The organism is Actinomycetota bacterium, assembly GCA_040755895.1.
Taxonomy (GTDB): domain Bacteria; phylum Actinomycetota; class Aquicultoria; order Subteraquimicrobiales; family Subteraquimicrobiaceae; genus Subteraquimicrobium.
In genome coordinates, this window is record JBFMAG010000153.1 from 1 (window position 1) to 6,133 (window position 6,133).

5 protein-coding genes are annotated in these 6,133 nt (G+C 45.4%); 3 read left to right on the forward strand and 2 right to left on the reverse strand.

Going from position 1 to position 6,133, the window contains the following annotated elements; translation table 11 throughout:
* Positions 1-83 precede the first annotated feature (83 nt).
* Both AB1466_07290 and AB1466_07295 read right to left on the reverse strand, forming a co-directional pair.
* Positions 84-443 carry a hypothetical protein gene (locus AB1466_07290; GenBank protein MEW6189888.1) on the reverse strand — a complete coding sequence of 120 codons (360 nt, stop codon included), beginning with the start codon at positions 441-443 and terminating at the stop codon, positions 84-86.
* Entirely contained in the window at positions 440-2,461 is a 2,022-nt protein-coding gene (locus AB1466_07295) for a DUF6049 family protein (GenBank protein MEW6189889.1), read from the reverse strand. The genes AB1466_07290 and AB1466_07295 overlap by 4 nt, the downstream gene beginning before the upstream one ends.
* A 138-nt stretch (positions 2,462-2,599) precedes the next feature.
* On the opposite strand from AB1466_07295, the gene lon reads away from it, so the two are divergent.
* Genes lon through AB1466_07310 form a run of 3 tightly spaced genes read left to right on the forward strand, consistent with a single transcriptional unit; the run spans position 2,600 to position 5,955 of the window.
* Complete coding sequence (lon, locus tag AB1466_07300; GenBank protein ID MEW6189890.1) at positions 2,600-4,990, forward strand: endopeptidase La; 2,391 nt, start codon at positions 2,600-2,602, stop codon at positions 4,988-4,990.
* Positions 4,987-5,472 (forward strand): metallophosphoesterase family protein, encoded by a 486-nt coding sequence (locus AB1466_07305; GenBank protein ID MEW6189891.1) that lies wholly within the window; start codon positions 4,987-4,989, stop codon positions 5,470-5,472. Before lon ends, AB1466_07305 begins: the two co-directional genes overlap by 4 nt.
* A gap of 42 nt (positions 5,473-5,514) precedes the next feature.
* Positions 5,515-5,955, forward strand: a complete 441-nt coding sequence (locus AB1466_07310) for a DUF488 domain-containing protein (GenBank protein MEW6189892.1) — start codon at positions 5,515-5,517, stop codon at positions 5,953-5,955.
* Positions 5,956-6,133: the final 178 nt, after the last annotated feature.

Consider the following 6,133-nt stretch of genomic DNA (forward strand, 5'->3'; position numbering starts at 1 on the left):
TTGAAATACGCTCATCCAGATTGTTTATGCATCTATTATAAACCTTTCGGAATTTGCAGGGCTATATGTAAAACCCGTGGGCTTTACCTGACAGATGCGCTCGCGGTGGCGGATGCTGAAAGATGGGGCGTCAAGGATTTTATCCGATGAATGATCAATGTTTTTTTTGGTGGAACTTCGACGGACACCGTGACGGTATCCTCACTTACTTTGAAGTCGGTGAGCTTCACTCCCCTGTGAAAAGCGACCTCTTTGGCCGCATCCAAGGCTGCATCCCATGTATGGGAAGCTTTGTAGGAAGAAACCGCGGCATCTGCCACAACTTGAGCAAAATCCGATGCCTGCCAATAGGTCATGGCAATGGCGCCAAGATCGTTGATGATAACTATGGCGATGAGGAAGATAAACCCAATTTTGACAAAGGTGCCAAAGATACCCCTCATTTATCTTTCAATTTTTTGAGTTTAATGAAGCGCCCCAACAGGGTTAAGAGTGTTCCCAGAAGCAGAAGGGTTATGAGGATGAAAATGAACGTTCTGGTGAAATAGGTACTTTTTACGATTATGGTGGATTTTTCTATTTCTTTGTCGCCGACGTGAATCGCTGCTTCGATGGCAGATGAACCAGTGGTCTTTGCGATGACCGGGAACGTGAATAAATTTTCCTTGGGTTTTAAGCTCACCATCCTTTTATTGCCGGCAGGGAAGGAGAAATCCTCTCCTCTCACGATGATGAAGACTCTTACAATATAGTCGGTATCATTATAGATGGGTATGGGAACCTTGCCCGTTCGAGAGGTTAAGGTGACCACCTGTCTTTTAGGCATCTTCATCTTTGCCAACTCAGATTCAATCCTTTTTTGTAATGTCTTTGCGAAATCCAATCCATAATTTACAAGCAGGGGATTCCTTTGAATTTCCATCCAATCGCTGCTTTGAGCGATGAGGAGAAGATTAAGGAATTTTTCTTTGAGGGGATTATCCTCCAATACCATTTTGGAGAAAAGATTTAAGAACGCCCGTGACTTCCCGATCTTCCGATAGTAGTTGAGCTTGATGTAACTTTCCTCACCATCTCCACCGGCCAATATGAGGGACTGAGTTGAGGGGGGAACTAACTGTGCTGCTGTGCTCAGGGTTGTTGTCCTAATCCAGGGCGTTTGTTCCAACTTGGAATATAACATTTCCAGTAATGTCTGCGTAGGTCTCCAATATCTATCTTTTGGGGCAATGACCACGACCTGCTGGATTTCCGGTTGTTTAAGGTAGGCTTGAGCCAGCACACCAATGAGTCTCTGGGTTGCGCACTCCTCATCTTTGAACTCTACCAAGGTTTTGGTGGCTGCACTATCAGTAAAGAAGATGGTCAATCGATTACCCGCTCTATCTTGAACGCGGTAGGACTTGTGGACATCTCCCTCCACTGTGGGAATGTTCATCAAAAAACCTTCATCAAGCACGGCGTATTCAGCGCCACTACGGGCGAGATAGCATAGGGAATCCTCACTCAAACTCAAATCCGGAGGATAACCCGATTTAAGATTTTCTGAAGAGAGGTTAAAGGCTTCCGAGAGAATCTCCCTCCCCTTTTCAATTTGGATTAATCCATCATCGTTCCATCCTCTCTTGGCAAGATCGGAGAGGGCAGGATAGGCATAGGGAGCGGGGATCAATTCGACCTGTTTATTTTTTATGACCCGTTCGTATCCCTTCAGAATTTCTTCGGCGTTTCTCGCCTCTTGGGAAGTCTCTGGTGTGGCTTTTATCTTGTCATTCTTTTTGAATTTATAACCATCACTTATATTGAGAATTTGCTCGACGAGGACGGGCGTAAAATTCAAGTTCACTTGGACATTTGGATGTTGAGCCAGGGCGGAAAGATGCTGGAAATAAATGCCCGGGTTTTGCGGATTTGTACTGCAGTCGACCTGGATTTGTTGATCCATGAAAATACCATTGGGATCGTAGTGGACTCTATCATGGAGGTTCCAGATTATAACAACTGGTAGAGGAGGCACCGGTTTTGGATCCACCAATACGAGGGCGGTTTCCTTCTCCGCGAGGATCGTCCCTCTTTGGGTCAAAATGGCCTTAACCGGATGAGCTCCCTCGCCGATTTTTAAATTGGAAGCTTTTTTGCTAAGCTTAAATTGAGCGATTTTACCTGGATCAAGGGGAGGAACGTAAAACCTTTGTGTGAGGACAACCCTTTTGGATTTTGTGGGCGTCTGTTCTCTGTAAAGTGTTAATGTAAGCCTCGTTCTTTTTATGGGTGAGTTGGAATTGTTGAGAATCGTCGTAGTGATGGTGAAATATTCACTGGTTGAAAAATATGGTTTATCGAAGGTTAGTTGCATGGAGATTTGGGGGAGCTGGCTTGAAGACTGGTTTGATGGATAAGGCAAGAAAATTAAAAATAATAGCAAAGGTAACAGGCGTAATACATTAAGTTTCAGGTTCACGGCAGCCTCTCCACTTTAATATTTATAAATTCTATAAAAGCAGAAATGAATCCTTTAATAAAGTGGTTTTGTTGACCTTCAAAAGGGATTTCAAGGTGATCTGCAGAAATTTTAAAGACTACAATGAAAGGAAGAACGATGATGAGAGATTTGCCCAAAGAAAAATTTAAAATTCCAGAGGAGCTTCCCCTAATTGCCCTGAGGGATCTGGTCATCTTTCCAAATTTAGTGATTCCCCTCTTCGTGGGGCGAGAGAAATCTATGAAGGCCTTAGAAGAGGCCATGAAGGGGGACCGTCTTATTGTACTCGCAGCTCAAAAAAGGGCAGAAATACAGGAGCCAGAAACCTCGGACCTGTACGGAGTGGGTTGTGTCGCCACCATCATGCAGGAGCTCAAACTCCCTGATGGGACCGCCAAAGCTCTGGTGGAGGGGCTAACGAGGGTAGAAATAAGGGAATTTCTGCAAACGGAGCCCTTCTTCAAGGTGAAAATCGAAGTTTTAAAGGAACCGGAGGAAAAGACCCTTAAAATTGAGGCTCTCATGAGGAGTTTGGTTTCCCAGTTCGAGAAATGTGCCCGACTGGGGAAGCCCATACCTCAAGAAGTCCTATTGGCCGCGTTTAATATAGATGAACCTGGTAGGCTGGGAGATTTTATTGCCTTTCATTTAAACCTCAAAACCGAGGAGAAACAACAAATATTGGAGGCGATGGATGCCAGGAATCGACTGGAGAAGGTAGGAGGCTTTTTAAATAGGGAGATTGAGATATTGGAGATTGGAAGCAAGATTCAATCCAGAATGAAAGAGCAAATGAGCAAGACACAAAAGGAACACTTCCTAAGGGAGCAACTTAAAGCCATTCAGAAGGAACTTGGGGTACTCGATGAACGAACCGCAGAGATAGCAGAGTTAAAGGTAAAGATAAGAGAGGCCAAAATGCCTTCAGAGGTTGAAAAAAAGGCCCTTAAGGAAGTTGACAGATTGGAGATGATGCCACCCGGCTCAGCTGAGATTTCCGTCGTCCGTACATATCTGGATTGGTTAATCAACATCCCCTGGTCTAGGGAGGATCGGGAGAAACTTGACCTTCATGAGGCGGCGAAAATCTTGGACGAGGATCACTACGGGTTAGAAAAGGTTAAGGAGAGGGTCTTGGAATATTTAGCTGTCCATAAGTTATCAAGGAAGATAAAAGGTCCCATCCTGTGCTTTGTAGGTCCTCCTGGAACGGGGAAGACCTCCATTGGAAGATCCATTGCTAGGTCACTGGGGAGAAAGTTCATTCGCATCTCCCTTGGCGGAGTCCGAGACGAAGCTGAGATAAGAGGGCATAGACGCACTTATGTTGGTGCTTTACCAGGAAGGATAATTCAAACCATCTGCCAGGCGGGAACGAAAAATCCCGTTTTCATGATGGATGAGATAGATAAGATAGGAGCTGACTTTAGAGGAGATCCCTCCGCCGCCCTACTTGAAGTCCTGGATCCCGAGCAGAATTTTGCTTTCAGCGACCACTATCTGGAGGTTCCCTTCGATTTATCCAATGTCGTGTTCATAACCACGGCAAACATTTTGGATACCATTCCCCCAGCCCTTCGGGATCGAATGGAGGTAATTCACTTTCCCGGTTACACCGAGGAAGAAAAGGTGAAGATCGCCGAGCTATTCCTTATCCCGAAACAATTGGAAGCGCATGGATTGACTAAGGAGCAATTGGAGATAAGCGAAGATGCCCTGCGTAAGATAATCAGAGAGCATACCCGTGAGGCTGGTGTGAGGAATCTGGAAAGAAAAATAGCCGCCATCTGTCGCCAGGTAGCCCGATCGGTGGTGGAGGGCAGAGAGGAGGGAGTTAAAGTCACCGCGAGGAATCTTCACAAATTCTTAGGACCCCCTCAGTTCAGATATGGAGTGGCTGAGCAAGAGGATGAGATAGGTGTGGCCACCGCTTTAGCCTGGACAGAAGTGGGTGGAGATGTCATGTCCGTGGAAGCTACCATCATGAAGGGCAAGGGCAAGCTGATCCTAACCGGCCATTTGGGAGAGATAATGCGTGAATCGGCTCAAGCGGCTGTAAGCTACATCCGTTCCAGAGCCACAGCTCTTAAAATAGGGGAAGATTTCTACGACAAATACGATATCCACATCCACGTCCCCGCTGGAGCAATTCCCAAGGACGGTCCATCCGCTGGAATCACCATGGCCACCGCTCTCGTTTCAACTTTAACCAAACGGGCGGCGAGAAAGGATGTAGGCATGACCGGTGAGATTACTTTGAGAGGTCATGTCCTCCCCGTGGGGGGCATAAAAGAGAAGATACTTGCAGCTCACAGGGCCGGGTTGAAGGAAGTCATCCTTCCAAAGGATAATGAGAAGGATTTAGAGCTGGTGCCAAAGCATGTTCTTAAAGGTTTAAAGTGCATCTTTGTTGAACATATGGACGAGGTGCTAAAAGTGGCTCTTGTGACGAAGGAAATGAAGCGGCCGTATGGTCGAGAGGAGGTTAGAGAGGGAGTTAGACAGTGAAGATCGGAGTTGTCGCCGATACACACGTTCAAAGTTCAGAAGATCTTGAAGAATTAAAGGAACTGCTGGAAAATCGCTTCAGAGATGTTGATCTCCTCCTACATGCGGGGGACTTGGTTAAAGTGGGAGTGTTGAAGCTATTAAAGGGGATCACGAAGACAGTAGCGGTCTGGGGGAATATGGATTATCCCGATGTAAGAGAGGTTTTATCCAGAAAGGAAGTTATAGAGGTAAAAAATTTTAGAATTGGTTTAATCCACGGTTGGGGCCCACCCCAAGGATTGGTTGAGCGCATTAGGGCTGAATTTTCCGGCGTTCATTGCATAGTTTTCGGTCATACCCATGAACCTTTCAACCAAATAATCGATGGGATACTTTTCTTCAATCCCGGCAGTCCCACTGATAAGATCTTCGCCCCTTGTAACTCTCTGGGCTTTCTTCACATCGATTCCACGATCAAGGGAGAAGTAATAGGACTTTAACTTCAGTTTGGCACGGAAATCTAAATTTCTCTTGGAGTTCCAGTGTACAAAAAGAGGATATATACCATTGGTTCAAGCACAAGAGGCTCGGATGAATTCATAGAATTGCTTGAATATTATGGAATCCAAACTTTGGTCGATGTCAGAAGGTTTCCTACAAGTAAGTTAGAGCACTTTAAAAGGGAGAATCTCGCCCATATTTTGAGTGAAGCGGGAATTGGTTACGTCTATTTGGGTGAGGAGTTAGGAGGTTATCGTTCGGGTGGCTATGAAGCTCATACCCTTTCTCAGCAATTCAGAGAGGGCATTAAAAGCTTGGAGGGCGTTGCTACTAGAGCTAAGACTGTGGTAATGTGTTCAGAAAGGCTGCCTTGGAAGTGCCATCGTAGATTCATAGGTAGAGAGTTACAGAGACGCGAGTGGGAAGTGATCCACATCATCGATGAGAAACGCCAGTGGATCTCCCGCGGAGAGAGTCCGTAGTTTCTTAGTGGGTAGTCAGAAGTGTAAGGATTTATAATATTAAATGACCAAACATCTCCTGAGCAAAGTCGAAGGAATCCAAGGTTCAAAAGAAAATGAAATAGGGATTAGGATTTCAAAAATTTTAATTTTGGATTTGTTTGGGATTTGGGATTTCGAATTTAGGGTTTACAACTTA